Source organism: Pseudomonas helleri (genome assembly GCF_009600315.1).
In the GTDB taxonomy this organism is placed as follows: domain Bacteria; phylum Pseudomonadota; class Gammaproteobacteria; order Pseudomonadales; family Pseudomonadaceae; genus Aquipseudomonas; species Aquipseudomonas helleri_A.
Window position 1 is genome coordinate 1 of record NZ_WIWC01000050.1, and the last position, 19,528, is coordinate 19,528.

At 57.9% G+C, this 19,528-nt stretch carries 19 protein-coding genes; 8 read left to right on the forward strand and 11 right to left on the reverse strand.

Annotated features, from left to right (window positions below; genetic code table 11):
• The first annotated feature begins 463 nt into the window (after positions 1–463).
• From GHN86_RS20880 to crcB (GHN86_RS20890), 3 genes are all read left to right on the forward strand, one after another.
• On the forward strand, positions 464–733 hold the full coding sequence (locus GHN86_RS20880; protein WP_153382014.1) for a short-chain dehydrogenase: 270 nt from the start codon (positions 464–466) through the stop codon (positions 731–733).
• Positions 734–851: 118 nt separating this feature from the next.
• Positions 852–1,232, forward strand: coding sequence for a fluoride efflux transporter CrcB (gene crcB / locus GHN86_RS20885; protein WP_153382012.1), 381 nt, complete (start codon positions 852–854; stop codon positions 1,230–1,232).
• 16 nt (positions 1,233–1,248) lie between these two features.
• Positions 1,249–1,653 (forward strand): fluoride efflux transporter CrcB, encoded by a 405-nt coding sequence (gene crcB, locus GHN86_RS20890; RefSeq protein WP_153382010.1) that lies wholly within the window; start codon positions 1,249–1,251, stop codon positions 1,651–1,653.
• Positions 1,654–1,713: 60 nt separating this feature from the next.
• Here the strand turns inward: crcB (GHN86_RS20890) and kch are convergent, their stop codons facing one another.
• The 11 genes from kch to GHN86_RS20945 all read right to left on the reverse strand — a co-directional run bounded on the left by kch (position 1,714) and on the right by GHN86_RS20945 (position 12,526).
• A complete protein-coding gene (gene kch, locus GHN86_RS20895; protein ID WP_153382008.1) occupies positions 1,714–2,889 on the reverse strand; it encodes a voltage-gated potassium channel protein in 1,176 nt (391 codons plus the stop codon).
• A gap of 75 nt (positions 2,890–2,964) precedes the next feature.
• Entirely contained in the window at positions 2,965–4,026 is a 1,062-nt protein-coding gene (locus GHN86_RS20900; RefSeq protein WP_153382006.1) for a HoxN/HupN/NixA family nickel/cobalt transporter, read from the reverse strand.
• Between the two features lie 28 nt (positions 4,027–4,054).
• The gene (gene yut / locus GHN86_RS20905; protein ID WP_153382004.1) at positions 4,055–5,044 is read right to left on the reverse strand and encodes an urea transporter; all 990 of its coding nucleotides are present in this window, start codon (positions 5,042–5,044) and stop codon (positions 4,055–4,057) included.
• A 171-nt stretch (positions 5,045–5,215) separates the two neighbouring features.
• Entirely contained in the window at positions 5,216–6,181 is a 966-nt protein-coding gene (locus GHN86_RS20910; RefSeq protein WP_153382002.1) for an urease accessory protein UreD, read from the reverse strand.
• Positions 6,178–6,825, reverse strand: a complete 648-nt coding sequence (gene ureG / locus GHN86_RS20915; protein ID WP_323370001.1) for an urease accessory protein UreG — start codon at positions 6,823–6,825, stop codon at positions 6,178–6,180. The genes GHN86_RS20910 and ureG overlap by 4 nt, the downstream gene beginning before the upstream one ends.
• Before the next feature lie 67 nt (positions 6,826–6,892).
• Entirely contained in the window at positions 6,893–7,579 is a 687-nt protein-coding gene (locus GHN86_RS20920) for an urease accessory protein UreF (RefSeq protein ID WP_153387239.1), read from the reverse strand.
• 20 nt (positions 7,580–7,599) lie between these two features.
• On the reverse strand, positions 7,600–8,280 hold the full coding sequence (ureE, locus tag GHN86_RS20925; RefSeq protein ID WP_323369515.1) for an urease accessory protein UreE: 681 nt from the start codon (positions 8,278–8,280) through the stop codon (positions 7,600–7,602).
• A gap of 66 nt (positions 8,281–8,346) precedes the next feature.
• Positions 8,347–10,065, reverse strand: a complete 1,719-nt coding sequence (locus GHN86_RS20930) for an urease subunit alpha (protein WP_153381995.1) — start codon at positions 10,063–10,065, stop codon at positions 8,347–8,349.
• Between the two features lie 71 nt (positions 10,066–10,136).
• Positions 10,137–10,664, reverse strand: a complete 528-nt coding sequence (locus GHN86_RS20935) for an urease subunit beta (protein WP_153381993.1) — start codon at positions 10,662–10,664, stop codon at positions 10,137–10,139.
• A 52-nt stretch (positions 10,665–10,716) separates the two neighbouring features.
• Positions 10,717–11,019, reverse strand: coding sequence for an urease subunit gamma (locus GHN86_RS20940; RefSeq protein ID WP_122784420.1), 303 nt, complete (start codon positions 11,017–11,019; stop codon positions 10,717–10,719).
• Between the two features lie 406 nt (positions 11,020–11,425).
• A complete protein-coding gene (locus GHN86_RS20945) occupies positions 11,426–12,526 on the reverse strand; it encodes an FUSC family protein (RefSeq protein WP_153381991.1) in 1,101 nt (366 codons plus the stop codon).
• Between the two features lie 366 nt (positions 12,527–12,892).
• Here GHN86_RS20945 and GHN86_RS20950 point away from each other — a divergent pair, with 366 nt between their 5' ends.
• The 5 genes from GHN86_RS20950 (at position 12,893) to GHN86_RS20970 (ending at position 19,520) form a co-directional block, all read left to right on the forward strand.
• The gene (locus GHN86_RS20950; RefSeq protein WP_153381989.1) at positions 12,893–13,801 is read left to right on the forward strand and encodes a LysR family transcriptional regulator; all 909 of its coding nucleotides are present in this window, start codon (positions 12,893–12,895) and stop codon (positions 13,799–13,801) included.
• Positions 13,802–14,022: 221 nt separating this feature from the next.
• Positions 14,023–15,561, forward strand: a complete 1,539-nt coding sequence (locus GHN86_RS20955) for an MFS transporter (protein WP_153381987.1) — start codon at positions 14,023–14,025, stop codon at positions 15,559–15,561.
• On the forward strand, positions 15,558–16,622 hold the full coding sequence (locus GHN86_RS20960) for an HlyD family secretion protein (protein WP_153381985.1): 1,065 nt from the start codon (positions 15,558–15,560) through the stop codon (positions 16,620–16,622). Before GHN86_RS20955 ends, GHN86_RS20960 begins: the two co-directional genes overlap by 4 nt.
• The gene (locus tag GHN86_RS20965) at positions 16,619–18,049 is read left to right on the forward strand and encodes an efflux transporter outer membrane subunit (protein WP_153381983.1); all 1,431 of its coding nucleotides are present in this window, start codon (positions 16,619–16,621) and stop codon (positions 18,047–18,049) included. The genes GHN86_RS20960 and GHN86_RS20965 overlap by 4 nt, the downstream gene beginning before the upstream one ends.
• A 151-nt stretch (positions 18,050–18,200) precedes the next feature.
• Positions 18,201–19,520: an MFS transporter gene (locus GHN86_RS20970; RefSeq protein ID WP_153381981.1), complete on the forward strand. Its 1,320-nt coding sequence runs from the start codon at positions 18,201–18,203 to the stop codon at positions 19,518–19,520.
• The last annotated feature ends 8 nt before the right edge of the window (positions 19,521–19,528 follow it).

Below are 19,528 nucleotides of genomic sequence, written 5' to 3' on the forward strand. Positions count from 1 at the left end.
CCGATCGCGGCTGGCTCGGCGTCCTGCCTCGCCACCCCCATAACAGCACCTGCGTTCAGCCTCCTGTGAGGGGCCTCTGTGTCGTCCCCACTATTTCGGTGGCAGCAGTGAAATTGTTTTAAAAGCTAAAAGCTAAAAGCTAAGAGCTCGTGTTTCCTCACTTGAATTCGGGATGTTTCGTACGTGTTTGCCAATTGCGGGGCCATCTGGGCGACGCCTATAGTCAGCGCTCGCTTTAGGGCGACCGGGTTTGGCGACCTTGAAAACATTTAGTTATCAGTTGTTATATCTAGCTGAGCGTGTATTTTGCACCGCGATGCTTTATGGCTGCTGTGCGTGGGAGATCTTCGGATCTGCCGGGGTTCCTAAATGTTTCCGGCTCGCCAACCCGCGCACAGTGGCCACCTGTATTTGTTTGGCGACAAATGCAGGTGGCTCTCATCAAACATTTAGGAATTGACTCATGACGAACACTCCACTTATCCCGATGACTGCCATCGACTGCCTGATCCCCGCCTTATTGATTGACCGCAACGCCCCGGTCGATGTCCTCCATGCCAATGCAGCAGCCCGTGTGCTGGCTGCGACCCAGTTGATGGAAACCCTGGCCCACCGTGATGTTGAGCTGGCCGATGCGATCGACCTCAAACACATCGCCACCGTGGCGATGATCCTGCTGCGTGATGGCTGCGACTTGCTGGATGTACTGGGGTGGCGTTTGCGCCCCGCGTAAACGAGCGCTGCGTACTCGGAAACTGCCTGCCGCAACGGCTACGGTGAGAGAGCCCTCGCAGGCGCTGTTTATCAACTAGAGTTCCCTCCACTCATCCACAGACACGAGAGGGAATTTCATGACTGCACTGGACGTTTTCTGGGTCGGCTTGGGGGGCGGCCTCGGCTCGCTGTTGCGCTGGTGGATCGGCCTGCGCGTCGGCCAGTTTTACAAAGGCCCCTTTCCACTGGGGACGTTTTTGATCAACGTCAGCGGTGCTTTCGTCATCGGCTATTTGAGCATTCTGTTCACAGTCGATTGGCGCGACCGCTACGGCGACTTCCTGAACGCCGCCGTGCTCACCGGCATCCTCGGCGGGTACACCACCTTCAGCAGCATGCAACTGGATGCCGCCAAGCTGGCCAAGGCACGTGACCGCGCATGGGCCGCCGGTTATTTGATTATCTCGGTACTGGTCGGTCTGGCCGCCGCCGCTTTCGGCGCCTGGCTGGCGCGCTGACTCTGGAGTTCTCGTTATGTTGAATCTGATCATTCTGATCTTTGTCGGCGGCGCGTTTGGCGCTATGTGCCGAGAGTTTGTGATGCTGTCGGTGCCACGTCTGGCCGATGGCTTTCCCATGGACATTTTTGTCGCCAATATCGTCGCGGCCTTTTTGCTGGGCGTCGCCACGTCACTGTTCAAGAGCAATCGCATCAATCAATACGTGCACGTAATGGTCGGCACCGGGATCATGGGCGGGCTGTCGACGTTCTCAAGCTTTGTTTTCGGCGCCGTGGAAATGATGAAAGACCCCGCCAGTGTGTTTGTCTCCATTTGCTATCTGGTGCTCAGCCTGCTGATCGGATTTGCCGCCGTTGAGCTGGGCCTGCTGGCTGGCGCCAAGGTCAGCCCGTTGCCTGACGCAGACGCTTCGCACTAAATCACCCACCACGAAAAAGCCCTCGACAGTCGAGGGCTTTTTTATGCCGCAAATACGGTGTTATGCCAGCGAGGTGCGCTTGCCAAAGAACATCTCTGTGATCAGGTCGTTGTTGATTTGATCGCCTTGCAGGGTGCGCACCAGCAGCTCACTGCCCAGCAGTGGCAACGACAGCACCATGGTCGGGTTAACGCGTTTGACCTTGGGCATGTTGCGGGTTTCGTTGACCAAGGCAATCACTTGAGTATCGTCGCCGGCCACTTCTTTGGCCGCCAGGATGGTAAAGACGTTTTCGGCATCGCTGTCACCCAACGTCACGATGTACTTGGCATCCGCCGCACCGGCCAGTTTGAGGGTGGAGGCCGCCGACGGATCGCCCTCGATGATGTCGGCGTGTTCCGGCAGGTCATGATGGCTGCCGGGGGCTGCTACCACGGTGACGTGTTCGCCGCGGTCAGTCAGGCCTTTATAGACGTTTTGAGCCAGTGAACCAACGCCGACGAGGATGTAGTGATTTTTACGGGCCATGTGGGTAATCCTGCCTTTAACGATTCGTTGGATGTTGTTGCTGATCAGCGGGCCGGCAATGGACGCCACCGAGATCGCGAAGATGGTGATGCCCAGAATGATCACCGTAAGGGTGAAGAAGCGGGCGTCGGTGGTGTGCGGCACGATGTCGCCGAAACCGACGGTGGACATGACCACAATGGCGAAGTAGAACGCTGCCGGCAGGTCGGTCACTTCAGGCGAAAACTGGTCGCCCAGGTACAAGGTGCCGAGGGTGCTGTAGACGATCAACGAGGCGATGCTGACCACCGCAAAAAAGCTGCCGGTGGCCAGGCTGTAGTGGTCAAACCGCCGCCAGTAAAAGCCCAGTACGGCGATGGTGAACAGTGAGAAGAAGGTCACGCCGTCGGGTTTTTTCAGGATGAAAAAATCCACGCACACTGTGGCAATCAACAGCAGCAAGGCGAAGAACCAGCTGATTCGCGACTTGATTAATAGCCCCAGCGACATCAGCAGCAGCACAAACCCCACCACGAAACCGGGGATTTCCAGCAAGGCCAAAAAGCTGAGCGCTTCTCTCCAAGTGCTGAAATTGCCCCCGGCGGCGTTGGCGTGCGCCACACCACGTTGCAACACGGGCAAGAAGAGTAAGAAGCCGTTGAGCGCCACCAGAAAGGCGACCCCGTAGGCAAACGAAAATCGCGTTTTTACGTCCTGTATTAAAGTCATAGTTCCTACGACGCGTCTGTTAAGGGGTGAGGGGAGTGTAGGTCAGCTTCTTCGGCCTGCCACACGCAGGTCGGATCAGACGGCATTGGCGGGTAACCGGTCATAGCCGCGCACATAGTAATTGGCCGCTGACACCAGCCAGCAGAGCACAAACAGGGCGATGATCCAGTAACCGATTTCACCGAAGTTTTCGGTGATGGCATTGATGGGTGTCCAGACGCCGCCCGTCAGTTGCAGTTTGTCTGCGATCAGGCCCAATGCTTCGATGCCGCCAATAAACAACGCGACGACCACCGAGGCGGCGGTGATGGTGATGTTGTAGTAGAGCTTGCGGATGGGTTTTGAGAATGCCCAGCCGTAAGCGCCGATCATGACGAAGTTGTCCAGTGAGTCGATCAGCGCCATGCCTACGGCAAACAGCACCGGGAACACCATGATCGACCACAGGCTGATGCCGTGTGAGGCGCTGGTGGCGCTGATGCCCAACAGACCGATTTCGGTGGCGGTGTCAAAACCCAGACCGAACAGAAAACCTACCGGGTACATGTGCCAGCTTTTATTCACCAAGTTGAACAGGCGGCCAAAGATGCGCGCCATCAAGCCACCTTTGTTGGCGGTCAGCATGTCCAGTTCTTCAGGGGCCAGTGTCTGTCCCGCCTTGACCTGTTTGAACTTCTTGTACACCGAGATCAGGATCACCAGATTGAGCAGGCCAAACAGCAGCAGGAAAACGGACGACACCAGCGTGCCGATCAGGCCGCCGGTTTCGTGAAACCACTCCATGTCATCCTTGAAGGCCATGGCCGTGGCAGCAATCGCAAAGGAGGCCAGCACCACGATGGTGGAGTGCCCCAGCGAGAACCAGGTGCCTACGGCAATCGGTTTTTTACCCTGTTGCATGAGCTTGCGGGTCACGTTGTCGATGGCCGCGATATGGTCGGCATCCACCGCATGGCGCAAGCCAAAGCTGTAGGCCAGCAGGGCGGTGCCCATCAGTACCGGGTTGCTGCCGAACTCGATAAAGGCCCAGGCCCAGGCGAGCACGTTGGCGGCGACCAGCCCGATCAACAAGTAGATCGCCCGGCGTGTGGTGCTGGTGGGCTCGGCGGTGGCGGATAACTGAGCGATGGCTGTCATGACGTGATTCCTGCGAATGTCGCAAATATTATTGGCGGTGAGCTGGCATCACGTCTTTGTTCGGCACCAGGAACAGCCAGGAAGCGAGCACAAAGGGCATGGTCAGGGTCGGTATGCCAGCTGGGGTCAACACTGTATTCATGGCACCCTGCACAAAGACAGTGAAAATGACGCCGACGATTGTATAAATCAGCACGCGCCAACTCGGCGTGTTGAAGGTCGAACCCAGCGCAATGGCAGTCAGCACGGCACTGAAGGCGTACATGCCGTTGTTGACACTGGCCTGGTCAGCGCCCAAAAACATGGCCGTGAGTACCGCCAGAACTGTGCCGCAGATAGCGAAAACAGCGGCCCATAATGACTCCACGGCCAGACCGATCAGAAACAGCAGGCCGGCGATCACGCTGCTGATCAGAAAGACTTCAGAAATGCCATAGAGCGTGCTGTGCACAAACTGCGAGGCTGAATACGCCAGGTCGCTGTCCTGTACCAGCGGATGAGCCAGTGCCGGTGTAGGCAGTGCGCTGCCATCCAGCCCGGTGAAGGCATAGCTGGCCAGCAGCATGGCCCAGGTCACCAGCACAAAGGGGGCGGTGAGGGCGGCGACTTTCCAGGTTTTAAGGATGTCGGCAATGCAGATCATGACGATGACCGAAACAATGCTGCCCAGAATGATGCACAGCCACAGTGTCGGTGTGTTGGCCAGAAAGGTCGGCAGCGCAGCGCCCACCAGGCAGCCGTTGTAGCCGTAAAGCCCGGCCTTCCAGGACGCGCGGTCCTTGAGGTGCATGCCGAATAAAGTGGCGACGACGGTGCCCAATAAACAGCCGAAGGCCATCGCCGGGTTGCCTTCGCCGAAGCCGCCGACAAAGATCGCGGCAAAGAAAAACAGGCCGGTCAGCGGGTTGTTCTGGAACATGACCTGAGCACAGCCGCGCAAGGTGACATCGATAAACTCAATGACGGCGTTTTGGCTGGCCAGTTGTGACCACTTTGAGGTGGGGGCGGTAGCATCCATGGTGATGTCCTCTCGATTGGCATAGCCGTGCGGGCGTTTGAGTATTTGTAGCAGCGGACGAGCGCAGCGAGGCCGCGTCCGAGGGCACAGCCCTCGCATCATTAACGACTGCTGCGCAGCCGGACGCGGCCTCGCTGCGCTCGTCCGCTGCTACGGGTTTTTTGGTGGGGCTTAGCGCCACAAAAATTGTGGCTGCAAGGTGCGCCCCAAAATTTCTTCCCGGGCGATTTTCCAGAACTCGCGGATTTGCGCTTTGACTTCGCCACTGTCATTGCCCAGCACTTTGAAAATCAGTCCGCAGTTATTCGGCAAACGGGTGACGCCGCTTGCCAGCCCGGCTTTCATGTCAAACAATGCCGGAACCCTCTCGACGATGCGGTCGTGATGTTCTTTCGGGGTGAGCAACACCACGTTGCCGAACACATCGAAGGTTTGCATGACGCCGATGGCGTCCAGGCTTTCCTTTTTTGGCTCCAACACGTATTTCTCGACAAACAATTCCTTGCCCTCAAGGTTTTCGGCCGAGACTCGCGAGGAATACACGTCAAAACCAAAACGTTCATCGACGTGGTGATACTTGCGCCCTGACATCAACACTTCGCAGTAAATCGCCGTTGCCGTAGGGTGGATCTTGATCTGTGTGTCGGTGATAAACCGTGCATCACGGTGTGGGATCAGCGGGTCTGGCATAAATTCCAGATAGCCATCTTCCTCAACCCGAAAGTGCTGGATCTGGGAGGCATAGTTGGCATTCATCGAATGCACTTTGGTCGCTGACTGGGTGGTGACATGTCCGCAGGCGCCGGGCCCCACGTTGACGTCGGTGGCCAGACGGTCGCCTTGCAGGATGCAGCCCGATGTGGAAATCATGGTCACGCAGGGCAGTTCGGGCATTTCCTCATCCCAGTACAAGGCCCGCTGCACCAGGGACGGAACGCGTCGCTCCATGTCGGTCAGTTCGCTGCGATGGCCGCGCTTCTCAAAGCCCAGACGCAGGTAGCCGCTTTTACCGACCGCGCCACTTTCCATTTGCGGCGGCTCGTTCTGATAGTCAGCCAGCTCCGGCGCGTCCGTTCCCAAGGCGTGAGCGCGAATCCGTGAAGGCGTGTTCACGATGTTCTGGCTCTGCGCATTCATGCAGTGACCTCGCTTTTGGCCGCCGGTTTTTGCGCGAACAGGAACATGTGCTCAATCATGTCCACCAGTTCTTCGATGCCTTGACCGGTTTTGCAGTTGGTGAGGATGTAAGGACGGTTGCCGCGCACCACTTTGGTGTCGCTTTCCATCACGTCCAGGCTGGCCCCCACGTAGGGCGCGAGGTCGATTTTGTTGATCACCAGAATGTCGGCCTGCACCAGTCCCGGGCCGTTTTTGCGCGGGATTTTTTCGCCTTCGGCCACGTCGATCACGTAGATGTAAAAGTCGGCCAGCGCCGGGCTGAAGGTCAGCGTCAGGTTGTCGCCACCGCTTTCAATCATGATCAGGTCGTTGTCGGGGAATTTCTCTTCCATTTCCTCGACCGCCGCGATGTTCATGCTCGGGTCTTCACGCACGGCGGTGTGCGGGCAGGCGCCGGTCTCTACGCCGAGGATCTTGTCTTCGTCGAGGATGCCCTTGAGGGTGCGCTTGACCTGTTTGGCGTCTTCGGTGGTGACGATGTCGTTGGTGATGATCAGCGGCTTGTAGCCACGGTTGATGAGGATCGGTGTGATCACTTCGATGATCGCGGTTTTGCCTGAACCAACCGGGCCACCAATACCAATACGGGTAATCTTTTTCACAGGACGTTCCTTAACAAAAATGGAAGCTGATTGCGCGTCGACATGGGTCAACGCGAGGCATCGGGTGTCAGTTCATAAACAGTCGTACGTGGGCTTTGACGTGGACGGCGGCCAGTACATCGACAATCGGCACGTAGGAAGACATCTGCTCGATGTCGCCGTTTTCGGCAATGTCGCAGAAGGCTTCGATGTCGTGGTTGAGCTCAAAGAGGATGTGCTGGGTGTCCAGGTGAGTGACCCGCATCAGGCGCATGGCGGCGCTGAGGATGGTCATGGCCACACCGTACTGGTGCATGACCACTACTTCGCGGGCGCCAATGCCTTGGGTTGCCATGACCACCGCCTGAGTGACGGGGTAGGTGCCTGCGGCATTGCCTGCCTTGATTTGTTCCAGCCACCAGCGCACCAACGGGGTCTCGACCACATGGATCGACATTTCCGCCAGTTTTTTGCCCATGCGCGTGGCCATCAGGCGGCTTTCTTCGTTGAGTTTGCGGTTATTCACGGCCCAGTCGGCCCGCAAAATACCCTCGCGGTCATCGGCAACGGCGGCCCGGTGGGCGGCCACAACCGCCATGCCGTCGCAACTGGCAGCCTGTTTGAGGGCGGTTAATACAAAGCCTTTGAGTATCGGCACGTCGTGCACGATGCCGGTCTGCACCGCGGATTCAACACCGTTGGAAAACGAGAATGCTCCCACCGGCAATACCGAATCGCCGAACTGCATGATGCGGATGAGATCTGCTGCCTTCATGGTCGCGCCTTATGCCGGGGTCAGTGCTTATGGTCGTGGTGCGTGTGGCCGTGGTCGTGGCTGTGACTGTGGCTGATGCCGTCGCCATGACTGTGCAGGCCTTCGATCTTCAAGGCCGCCGCGTCGAGTTTGTCCTGCGGGCTGGCCACGTGAACGTGGGTGTCGGTTTCTTCGGCGCCGCCAAACAGCAGGCGCGCTTCGGAGGTGGTGAGGTTGGGCAGAATCTGCGCGCCGCCGACAAAGGCGTAAGGCAAATGCTCGAAGCCGTGGGTGCGCATCACCGAGTCCATCATTTTGGTTTCGACGGTCAGCGGGATGTACACCTCGTTGTTTTTAGTGACGGCTTTCCAGTGCTGATTGCCCAGCGCATGGCCCAGCTCGAAGCACGTCTTGATCAGCACGTCCTGCGGCTGTTGTTTGAGCTCCTTGAGGTCAATCACCATCACGTCGCGCAGGTTCAGTTGCACAACCACGGCGGTGCGGGTGGCTTCGTCCCAGAGCAGCACGTCGCCGTCGGCCAGTACCACATTGCGTTCCAGCGAGATGCCGAGGTCACGGCCAGCCTGACTGGTGCGTCGGCAACGGCTTTTTTGCGCTTCGCGCTGGTCCAGCACCAGCACGTCGACCGTGGCGCCTTCGAGCTTGTGTTGCCAGGCCGGGTCTTTCTTGACGTTGCCCAGAATGTGTTCAATCAAAATCACGTTGCTGACTCCTTCCTTGATCATTTGCCAGGATGGCCCGCCCGCAGGCGGGCTCCCGTTCAGGCGTTAGCCAAAGAAATAACGCTGGTTCATCGTGGCGATGTCGATGGGCTTGCACGTGGCGTGCACGCCATCGACTTTCACTTCGAAGGTCTCCGGGTTGACTTCGATTTTCGGCATCTGGTCGTTACGCACCAGGTCCTTTTTGGAGATGGTGCGGCAGTTGCGCACGGCCATCACCTGACGGTCCAATCCGGATTTTTCCTTGACCCCATCATCCAGCGCGGCCTGGGACACAAAGGTCACGCAGGTGTCTTGCAGGGTTTTGCCGAACGCGCCGAACATCGGACGGTAATAAACCGGTTGCGGGGTCGGCAGGGAAGCGTTCGGGTCACCCATGGCGGCCCAGTTGATCATGCCGCCCTTGATCACCATCTTCGGCTTGGCCCCGAAGAAGCGCGGGTCCCACAGCACCAGATCGGCCATTTTGCCGACTTCGACCGAGCCCAGCACATGGCTGATCCCTTGGGCGATGGCCGGGTTGAGGGTGATCTTGGCAACGTAGCGCAGTACGCGGAAGTTGTCGTTGTCGCCGCTGTCTTCCGGCAACTTGCCCCGTGACACTTTCATCGCGTGAGCGGTTTGAATCACCCGCAGCCAGTTTTCACCGACCCGGCCCATCGCTTGCGAGTCACTGGAGAACATGGAAATCACGCCCATGTCTTGCAGTACGTTTTCGGCGGCGATGGTTTCCGGGCGCACGCGGCTTTCGGCAAATGAAACGTCGGCTGGCACGTTCGGGTTGAGGTTGTGACAGACCATGATCATGTCGAACAACTCGGCCTGGCTGTTAACGCCGTAGGGCAGGGTCGGGTTGGTGGAACTGGGCAGTACGTTGGGCTGGCTGGCCACCTTGATGATGTCCGGGGCGTGACCGCCACCGGCACCTTCGGTGTGGAAGGTGTGGATGGTGCGACCTTCAAAGGCGTCGATGGTGTCTTCGACATAGCCACATTCATTCAAGCTGTCGGTGTGTACGGACACTTGAATATCAAACTCGTCAGCGGTACGCAGCGAGTGACGCAAGGCGTTTGAGGTTGCGCCCCAGTCTTCGTGAACCTTGAGACCGGCTACACCGGCGATGATTTGTTCGGCCAACGGGTTGCGGCTGAACGAGTTGCCCTTGCCCAGAATGCCGACGTTGATCGGCAAGCCTTCAACGGCGCGCAGCATTTTATCGATGTTCCACGGGCCGGGGGTCACGGTGGTGCCGTTGGTGCCGTCAGTCGGGCCAATACCGCCGCCGAAGAAGGTGGTCACACCGTTGGACAGCGCGTGGTAAGCCTGCTGCGGCGAGATCAGGTGAATATGGCTGTCGATCCCGGCTGCGGTGAGGATCAGGTGTTCACCGGAGATGGCGTCGGTGCTCACGCCGACCACCATGCCCGTGGTCACACCGTTCATGGTGCCGGGGTTGCCGCTTTTGCCGATACCGGCAATTTTGCCGTCACGAATGCCGACGTCGGCTTTGATCACACCCTGAATCGGGTCGATGATGGTGACGTTGGTGATCACCAGGTCGAGCACACCGTTATCACGGGTCAGGTGGTTGTTGGCGCCCATGCCGTCACGCAGCGATTTGCCGCCGCCATAGACAGACTCTTCGCCATATACGCGCAGGTCCTTTTCAATTTCGACAAACAGGTTGGTGTCGCCCAGGCGAACTTTATCGCCTACGGTCGGACCAAATAGTCCTGCGTATTCTTTGCGTGAAATAGTTGGCATCGGTGGCTCTTTTTCTAATGCCGCGCGGGCGTCAATCAATCAACGGCGCGTGTGCACAGTCTGCGAATGGGTTACTTGGCTGGCGGCGTGTTGAACTTGAAGCCGCGCTCGACTGCGCGCTGGATGGCTTGCAGTTTCTCCGGGCGTTCTTTGCCGCTGACGCTGCTTTGCGGCGCCCAGCCGTCCACCAGATTGTTGAAGCCATAGAGGGTTTGCTTGCCGCCATACGGCACCAGCGACACTTCAATCTCATCACCCGGTTCAAAACGGATGGCGGTGGTGGCGGTGATGTTCAGGCGCTTGCCATAGGCCGCTTCGCGGTCGAAGGCGAGGGCGCGGTTGGCCTCGAAGAAGTGGAAGTGCGAGCCGACTTGAATCGGGCGGTCACCGGTGTTGCGCACTTTGACTTTGATCGAAGGGCGGTCTTCGTTGAAGGTGATCGGCGTGCTGGCATAAATGGTGCCGCCCAGCGGGACATTGGCTTCATCGCCGGTGTGCACGCCGCCTGGATTCTTGGCGTGAGGGATGTGGTGGGCGGGGTGAGTGTCCTGATGCGGGCTGGCGTTTTTTTCGGGTGCAGCGGGTTTTTTGGTGCTCATGACTGATTCCTCAAAACGGTGCTGTTTGCGTTAATCGGCTTCAAAGCAGGCGTTATTTGATCGGGTCATGGACCGTGACCAGGCGGCTGCCATCGGTGAAGATCGCTTCGACCTGAACGTTGGGCACCAGATCCCAGACGCCGTCCATCACGTCATTTTTTGTCAGCACTTTGCTGGCTTCATTCATCACGTCTTCAACCGATTTGCCATCGCGTGCGCCTTCCAGAGCGGTCACGGTGATAATCGAAACAGCCTCCGGGTAATTCAACTTCAAGCCGCGAGCCTTTCGTTTGAACGCCACGTCCGACAGGGTGTAAATCATCAGTTTGTCGATTTCTCTCGGGGTGAGCTGCATAAGCCCTCCTATCTACAGTGCGGTAAACATTAAAGAACTGAAGCGCCGGATTTGGCCGGACTGCGCGCATGCAAAAGCCTGCGCATATCGATCACATGCACAGGGTTTGGATCAGGGTGTGTGGAGTGTTTTACGGGTTTCAAGGTCATGATGCTCAACCGTATAAATCCATTAAGACGGGCGCGATCAGAGCCTAGACCATAAATTTCAGCAGGCCAGTGACGGAACAGCCATAAGGGGATGGAGGGTTGACATGCATCAGCAGCCACTAGTTGCTTATAAAACCTTTAATAAACAACTAGTTATTGGTTTTTATTGCGCTTGATCAACACGATTTAGCGGCTGTTCTATGCTGAATAAGTTAATTTTTTAGTGCGATATGTCATCTAAATACGTAAGAAAGTTCCTATTTTTCAGGAGGGGCTTGGTTGTTTTTGAACAAATGGCGATGACCTTTATCGTAAAGCGCGGCATGCAGTTGATCGTTCAACTCGGTCAATTGCCGAAGCATTTCCAGCGTCAGCCAGATGTAGGCATAAAAAGGCGGTTCGTAGACCTTGTCCTTGATGCTTTCGAGGACCAGTTTGTGCAGGTCTCGTGCTTTTTGACGCAGTTCACCACTGATCTGATTGTCCGATATCCCCATGACCAGCTTGTTTTGCAGCGATTCCAGAGCCTGCGGAATAAGACGATGCAGGTCATTGAGTGATGACTCACTTTCAATCAGCTTATGGTTTTCATTGGAGGACCAGTAGGCATCAATCATCAGGGCCATGGTCGCTATCAAGTTGCGGTGCAGGGTTTGCATGGATTCGAACACACTGGCCTTGAGGTTGGTTTCCTTGCTGGCCGGGGTGATGTAATTACGCAGCTTGATTACGGCGTCCAGTTCATCTTTGAGCTGGTCGTCGAGGGCGGGTCGCTCCAGCACTCGGGGTGAGAAATAGCCTTCGTACAGGTGGTTGATCTTGTCGAGGCTTTGGCTGAATTTGATACGCAAATCTGTATAGGCCCGTTGCGGATAAATGCTGGTATAGAGCATGGCCAGCACTGAGCCTGCCAGTACATACACACTGCGGGTGATCGCCGATTCCATGTCGTTGGGCGGTGCGCAACTGACCACCGCCAGGGTGGCGCCGATCAACAGGGCCATATACGGGTGCTTGCCGAGTGTCAGGTAGCCGGCGATAAACATCATGACCCCGCACCACAACAGCATCAGCGGGTAGGAGTGGATTTCCAGATAGAGCGCCACCAGACCGGACAACGCACCCAGTACCGTGCCGCCGGTGCGTTGCAGTGCCCTGGAAAACACATTGCCCCAATAGGGTTGCGGTCCCATGACGATGAGCATGGTGATCAATGCGTAGGACGCGCCATCGAGCTTGAAATAACGAATGGCCAGAAAGGTGACCACAAATGCCAGGCTGATGCGGGTGGCATGAATCCAGCGGTAATACTGGCAAAACAGGCGCTCAGGCTTTGAAATCTTTTTCCCCAGGTGCATACCGACCTCAAACGCATGAATGGTTTGGGCAGGGAGCCTAGTTCAGGGTGGGGTGATCTACCACGAGGCCATGGGCCGGGATGGACAAAACGGGCGCTTGATCATGGGGCCAAATGCAGGCGGGCTGGTGGATTAAAGGAGAGGACAAGCGGGGTTAAAAAAAAGCCATTACCTTCATGGGGATCCGGTAATGGCTAAAAATCTCAACCAAAGAGAGCGTCAGGCATCAACCTGACGGGCGGCAATGTATCAATCTTTAACTTAGCTAGCTACCTAAGCAGCGGCGATACAGTTTTACACGGTGCGCAATAATGGTGCATGCCCTGTGTCTGGCCTCTTATAGCGTTAAACGCTACCCTGCGGGCCATGCAAATACCTGACTTGAATCTGCTGGTTGCCTTGAATGTCCTGCTGGAAGAGGGGTCAGTCGTGGGCGCTGCCCGGCGCATGAACCTCAGCGCACCGGCCATGAGCCGCACCTTGACGCGCATTCGTGAGGCCTTGAACGATCCCATATTGGTGCGCTCCGGGCGCGGGCTTGTGCCCACACCGCGAGCATTGGAGCTGCAAGAGCAAGTGCGCGGCGTGGTTGAACTGGCTCATGGCGTTTTCACCCAAAGTCAGCACAGTGACCTGAGCCAGCTGGAGCGCACGTTCAGCATTCGCGCCAATGACGTGTTCTTTGGCGTTTACGGCAGCGCACTGCGCGAACAGATGGCGAAGGAAATGCCCAAAGCCACCTTGCGGGTGGTGCCTGAGGGCTTTACCGATGACGAAGCCTTGAGCGAAGGTCGCATTGATCTGGCGATCAGTGCCAACAACACCTTCAGTTCGGACATCAAGGTCCAGCAGTTGTTTACCTGTCCTTTTGTAGGGCTGGCCCGTGAAGACCACCCGATTTTCGATCAGTCGATCACGGCGCAACGCTTTGTCGGCTATGACCATATCAGCGTGTCACGCCGTGGCCATGCCCGTGGGCCGATTGATACCAAGCTGGCTGAATTGGGCCTTGAGCGTCGAGTGTCATTCACCACCCCGACGTTTTACTCGGCGATTTTTGCCTTGGCCGATGCCGATATGATTTTGCCGCTGATGCCTCAATTGCTGCTCAAAACCCTGGAGCCAATGGGCCTGAAACTGCGCGCGTTTGAGTTACCGATAGCGTTGCAGGCGGTGAACATTATTCAGGCCTGGCATCCGCGAATGGACAACGACCCGGCTCATCGCTGGTTGCGCCGCACCCTCAAAACGTTCTGCGATACCGCCGCTCTGTAACACTGCCGCTCCCTATTCTGTAGCCGCTGCCGAAGGCTGCGATAAAGGCCGCAGGGCCTTGGCTTTTTAAATGGGGCAGCTGCGCAGCCCATCGCAGCCTTCGGCAGCGACTACATAAGTGGATTGCGTTTGACGCAATCCACAGTTAGCTATTTATCAATTTTTATAACAATACCGACTGGTTAAACTTTTTGTCATCAACAGTGACGACGGAGTTGGCCATGTATTGGCTGTTTAAGCGTGCGGGCGTTTCAGTGCCCGCGCCGCCAATCAGTACGGCCTTCGGCCTGCGGATTTTTACCGGACTGGTGGGGGTGTTGCTGGCCGTACTGGTTTCAGGGTTCAACGAGAACGTGACCAAGGTGGCCATGCCCGATATTCGAGGAGCAATGGGCCTCAGTGTTGATCAGGGCACCTGGCTGCTGGCGGTCTATTCCGCCACCTCAATTAGCGCAATGGCCTTTTCACCCTGGTGCGCCGCGACGTTCTCTATTCGGCGTTTTACGTTATGCGCCATCGCAGCCTTTATGCTGCTGGGCATCCTGTGTCCGTTGGCCCCAAACCCCAAGGTGCTGATGCTGCTGCGTACCCTTCAAGGCTTTGCCGCCGGTGCGTTGCCGCCCATGTTGATGTCGGTGGCGTTACGTTTTTTGCCGCCCGGTATTCGGTTGTACGGGTTGGGCAGTTACGCGTTAACCGCGACCTTTGGGCCCAGTTTTGGCACGCCGCTGGCCGCCTGGTGGGTGGACTACGCCGGTTGGCAATGGGCGTTCTGGCAGATTATTCCGTTCAGCCTGCTGGCGATGGCCTGTGTGGCGTGGGGCTTGCCGCAAGATCCGTTGCGCCTTGAACGCTTCAAACAATTCGATTGGCGTGGGCTGCTGTTGGGGTTGCCCGGCTTGATTCTGTTGGTGCTGGGGCTGGAACTCGGTCAATGGCAGAACTGGTTTGCGTCGCCGATGATTCGCGTTTTTATCGTCGGCGGGCTGGGGTTACTGGTGCTGTTTTTTATCAATGAATGGTCGCACCCGCTGCCGTTTTTCAAACTCCAGTTATTGAAAATCCGCAACTTGGCGCACGCCTTGCTGACATTGGGCGGCGTGCTGTTTGTGTTGATGGCGGTGATCAAGATTCCGTCCGCCTATCTGGCTCAGATTCAGGGCTATCGCCCCCAGGAAACCGCACCGTTGATGCTGTTGGTGGCGTTGCCGCAGTTGCTCGCGCTGCCGCTGGTGGTTGCGTTGTGCAACCTGCGGTGGGTCGATTGCCGCTGGGTGCTGGCCATCGGCCTGGGCTTGCTGGCGCTGGCGTGCGGCATCGGTTCGCAGGTGACGTCGGTGTGGAGCCGGGAGAATTTTTACGGCTTGCAAGCCATTCAGATCATCGCCCAGCCGATGGCGGTCATTCCTTTGTTGATGCTCGCCACGGGCAGCTTGAACCCGGCGGACGGGCCGTTTGCCTCGGCCTGGTTCAATACCGTCAAAGGTTTTTCGGCGGTGGCCGCGGGCAGCGTTTTGCAGGTGCTGACGGTCAATCGCGAGCATTTTCACTCAATGATGCTGGTGGATCGTGTGGGTAATACGTCGTGGATAGCCACAACGCCCAATCTGGCGCGCCGCATTCACGAGCAGGCGATGGTGTTGGCGTCTTCTGATCTCTATCTGTACATGGCCGGCTTGGCGCTTTTTTTGGTGGTGTTAATTCCTTTTGGCCCGACGCGGATCTATCCGCCGGGTTCCGTGGTTGGAGCAGTGAAATGAGTACAACAAGCGGGCGCATGCCCTTTATCAAGCTGGCTGGCGGTGTGTTGGTGGTCATTGTGGTGTACGGCCTGTGGCGACTGGTGTTCGCCGCCAGTGCGGTGCAAAGCACCAATGATGCCTTTGTCAGCGCCGATTTCACCTTGATTGCGCCTAAAGTGGCGGGTTTTATCGATGAGGTGCTGGTGCAAGACAATCAGCCGGTCAAGGCCGGACAAGTGTTGGCGCGCATTGATCCGCAGGACTTTAAAACCAATGTGCAGGCGGCTCAGGCCAGCGTGGCCACCGCGCAGGCGCAGTTGGCCAATGCGCAGGCGATGCTGGAACGCCAGCGTTCGGTGATCGCTCAGGCTCAGGCCACGGTGGACGCCGACTTGGCGCAGGTCGAATTCGCCGAGCACGAGTTGACGCGTTATCAGCATTTGGCCGGGCAGGGCGCTGGCACCTTGCAAAACTCACAGCAGGCGAAAAACCGTTCGCAGATTGCCCGCGCCGAGCTGGTTCAACACAAGGCAGCGCTTGAGGCCGCGCGTCAGCAAACCAGAGTGCTGGCGGCACAGACCAATGCGGCTCAAGCCTCGGTGCAATATGCTCAGGCGTTGCAGGCGCGTGCAGAACTGGACTTGTCATACACGCAACTGGTCGCACCTTTTGATGGGGTGGTAGGGCGGCGCAGTGTGCGCCAGGGCGCTTATGTCAAACCGGGCGATTCGGTGCTGGCGGTGGTGCCGCTGGCCAAGGCCTTTGTTGTGGCCAACTTTCTGGAACATCAATTGACCCATATGCGAGCCGGGCAACGGGTTTCGATCAAGGTCGACACCTTTCCCGGCGAGACCTTGCAAGGCACGGTGGACAGCATTGCACCGGCCACCGGCGTGACCTTTGCGTCGATTGCGCCGGATAACGCGACGGGCAACTTCACCAAAATCGTGCAGCGTATTCCGGTCAAAATCACTCTGGATCAAGGTCAGCCTTTGGCCGGTCAATTGCGCTTGGGCATGTCGGTGGACGCCTCCATTGATACCGAATCGGCGAATGGCGAGCAGGTCAGCACACGATGAAACGATCTCTTTTAGCCGGTGCTGTGGTCTGTTGCAGTGCGTTGAGTCTGAGCGGTTGTGTGCTGGGCCCGGATTTCACCTCACCCGTGCCCAAGCTCCCTGAGCGCTGGGGACCGGTGGCCAGTGAAGCGGGGCATAGCGCTACGGTTGAGTCAGCGGTCGACCCGCGCTGGTGGGACCGTTTTGCCGATCCGCAATTGTCGGCCTTGGTACAGGAGGCGTTGGACAGCAGTTTTGACCTGCAACTGGCGGCCAGCTGGCTTGAGCAAAGCCGGGCGCTGCGCCGTCAAATTGCGGCCGATACGGTACCAACGGTTGAGGGCGATGCCGGCTACAGCCGTAGTCGTAACAGTCAGCGCGGCCTGACAGATCCCTCGGGCAACAGCGGTAAACAGGCGTTCAACCTGTGGCATGGCGGCCTGGCGATCAGCTGGGAAGCCGACCTGTGGGGCCGGGTCAAGCGCTCGGTCGAGGCCGCTGATGCTTCCGTGCAAATGGCGCAAGAGGACCGTCACGGCGTGCAATTGCTGGTCATCGTGCAGACCGCGCAGGATTACATTCAGTTACGCGGCACCCAGCAAGCGCTGGCGGTGGTGCAGCAAAACTTGCAGATCGCCCGGCGCAGTCTTGAATTGACCCGATTGCAGGTCAAAGAGGGCGTCGCCACTGATTTGGAAGTGTCGGAGGCCGCCGCCCAGGTGTCCGAGATCGAGGCCCGCACGGCGCCCTTGCAGCAGCGTATTGCCCAATTGATCAATGCCTTGAGTCTGTTGTTGGCGCGTGAGCCTCGGGCCTTGCAGCAACAGTTGAGCGTGCCGGCCGATGTGCCCGCCTACCGCGCCGATGTGCCGATCGGCTTGCCCAGCGAGCTGGCGCAACGGCGCCCGGATATTCGCCGCGCCGACGCACAATTACATGCGGCAACGGCGTCCGTGGGCATGGCTCAAGCGGATTTTTACCCACGCATTACCTTGTCGGGCAGCCTCGGTTTTCAGGCTCTGCAATTGTCGGATCTGGGCAGTTGGGGCTCGCGCAGTTTTGCCTTTGGCCCCGGCCTGAGCGTGCCGCTGTTCGAGGGTGGACGCTTGCAAGGTGCTTTGCAACTGCAAGAAGGTCGTCAGCAAGAAGCGGGAATTGCTTACCAAAAGACCGTGCTCAGCGCCTGGCATGAGGTGGACGATGCACTGGTGGCGTATCAGGCCAACCAGCGTCGCCGCGACAGCTTGCAGCAGGCGGTGATGCACAGCCAGCATGCGCTTGACAGTGTTCATCAACAATATGCACAAGGCACGGTGGACTTTTTGAACGTGCTGACGGTGCAAAATACCTTGCTCAGCAATCAGGCGGCGCTGGTCGAGAGCACGGCGCAGGTGTCGTTATCACTGGTGCAGGTGTATGGCGCGCTGGGAGGCGGGTGGCAGGGCTAGTGTTATGCATCCTCGTAGCCGTTGGCGCCGGATGCAGCCGTCGCCAGCGGTTACGGATTAAAGGGTGCGATTCAGGGTACGTGCTTGATATGCTCGGCGCTTCGACTTCAAGCGCCAGCATAGGCGTGCCCTGTTCCTATTGAGCTTATTTATGCCTGCTGATATTCAAGCCACTGCCGTGCGCTTTTCCCGCTCCGATTACCGGACCCTTGGTCTGGCGGCGCTGGGCGGGGCGCTGGAAATCTACGATTTCATCATTTTCGTGTTCTTTGCCCTGACCCTCAGTCAGCTGTTTTTCCCTCCCGACATGCCTGAATGGCTGCGCCTGCTGCAAAGTTTCGGGATCTTTGTGACGGGGTATCTGGCGCGTCCCTTGGGCGGGATTCTGATGGCGCATTTTGCTGACCATCTGGGCCGCAAACGGGTTTTCAGCCTGAGCATCCTGATGATGGCGCTGCCCTGTCTGCTGATCGGGATCATGCCCACTTACGCCGACATTGGTTATTTCGCCCCGTTGATCCTGCTGGCGCTACGCATTCTGCAAGGGGCCGCAGTGGGCGGCGAAGTGCCCAGCGCCTGGGTGTTTGTCGCCGAGCACGCCCCCGCCGGACGCCGTGGCTATGCATTGGGCTTTCTACAGGCCGGGCTGACGTTCGGCTATCTGATCGGCGCCATGACCGCGACGTTGCTGGCGCAGCTATTTACCCCTGCTGAAATCCTCGATTACGCTTGGCGTTACCCGTTCCTGCTGGGCGGGGTGTTCGGCGTGATCGGTGTGTGGTTACGCCGCTGGCTGAGTGAAACTCCAGTATTTCTAGCCTTGCGCGAGCGCCGCGAGGGTCGCGCCGAATTCCCGCTGCGCACGGTATTGCGTGATCACCGGCGCTCGTTGTTGCCCGCTGCGCTGCTGACCTGTGTGTTGACCAGTGCCGTGGTGGTGTTTGTGGTTATCACCCCAACGGTGATGCAACAACACTTTGGCATGACCGCCAGCCATACCTTTGCGTTAAGCAGTGTCGGCATTGTGTTTTTGAATATTGGCTGCGTGCTGGCCGGCTTGATCGTTGACCGTATTGGCGTGTGGCGCAGCATTGTGCTCTACAGCCTTTTATTGCCGCTGGGCATTGGCCTGTTGTATGCCAGTCTGGTCGGGCAGTGGGGCTTGCCGGGGCTGGCGTACGCGTTCGCCGGCCTGAGCTGCGGCATTGTCGGTGTGGTGCCGTCGGTGATGGTGGGTTTGTTTCCGGCCCCGATTCGCGTCTCGGGGATTTCGTTCACCTACAACATCGCCTATGCGTTGTGGGCGAGTACCACGCCGCTGTTGCTGATTGCCTTGATGCCGTGGAGCCCGTGGGTGTGCGTGGTGTTTTGCGCCTTAATGGGCATAGTCGGAGTGCTGACGGCGCGTGGGTTTGGCTTTGAGCGGGGGCGCGAGGTGCAGAGACGACTGCTGGCCAATGTCGAGGTATAGGAAGGATT